The organism is Robertmurraya beringensis, assembly GCF_042433785.1.
In the GTDB taxonomy this organism is placed as follows: domain Bacteria; phylum Bacillota; class Bacilli; order Bacillales; family Cytobacillaceae; genus Robertmurraya_A; species Robertmurraya_A beringensis.
In genome coordinates this window covers 1-774 of sequence record NZ_JBHLUU010000045.1, presented here as the reverse complement: position 1 = coordinate 774, position 774 = coordinate 1, and the positions used below count along the sequence as shown (strand labels likewise).

Annotated in this window: 1 protein-coding gene; it reads left to right on the top strand. The window is 38.0% G+C overall.

The window, feature by feature from the left end:
• On the top strand, positions 1–627 hold a 627-nt coding region (locus tag ACFFHF_RS11790; RefSeq protein WP_377058217.1), incomplete at its 5' end, for an IS4 family transposase.
• Positions 628–774: the final 147 nt, after the last annotated feature.

The following is a 774-nucleotide window of genomic DNA, read 5'->3' as shown; positions in this document are numbered from 1 at the left end:
GAAAAAGCAGTCATAACAACGGCAAACGAACATGATCGTGGTCAACTTGAAATCATGGTCGATGACAAGGAATGCATGTATGTGTTTGACCGTGGCTATCTAGACTACGAGCGCTTTGATCGCATGACAGATGATGGTTACTTTTTTCTATCAAGGCTAAGAAAAAACGCCGTTATACGGGAGGTTTATGATTTTAAACTACCCGAGGATTCCGCTGTTTTATCAGATCAAATGGTCCTGATTGGTACAACCCAAAACCGTGCTGAAAATTACTTTCGCCTTCTAAAAGTGCTTGATTCCAAAGGAAATGAACTCCATTTAATCACCAATCGCTTTGATTTGAACGCTGAAGAAATTTCAGAGATGTATAAATCAAGGTGGGCCATTGAGTTGTTTTTTAAATGGATCAAACAGCACCTTAGCATCAAAAAGTTCTACGGACAAAGCGAATGGGCCATTCAAAATCAAGTGTTTATCGCACTTATCGTTTTTTGCCTACATGTTCTTGTTCAACTTGAGACAAATAGTAAGCGAAAAACCTTAAAAATTAGCCGTTATCTACGGGCTGCCCTTTGGAAACCAGCCCATATTTGGCTCCGAAAAATTGAAGGAAAAGCCATTCCTTGATAAGAAAGTTGTCGTCGTCACACAGGTCTAATTGTAAATAAATTTCCAAATGGATGGAGCCACCTTTGTTGGGTATTTACTTTTTTGGCTCTAAATAGAGAATATAATTAAACTGAAAATTACGAAATTATTTATGCAACACTAGTG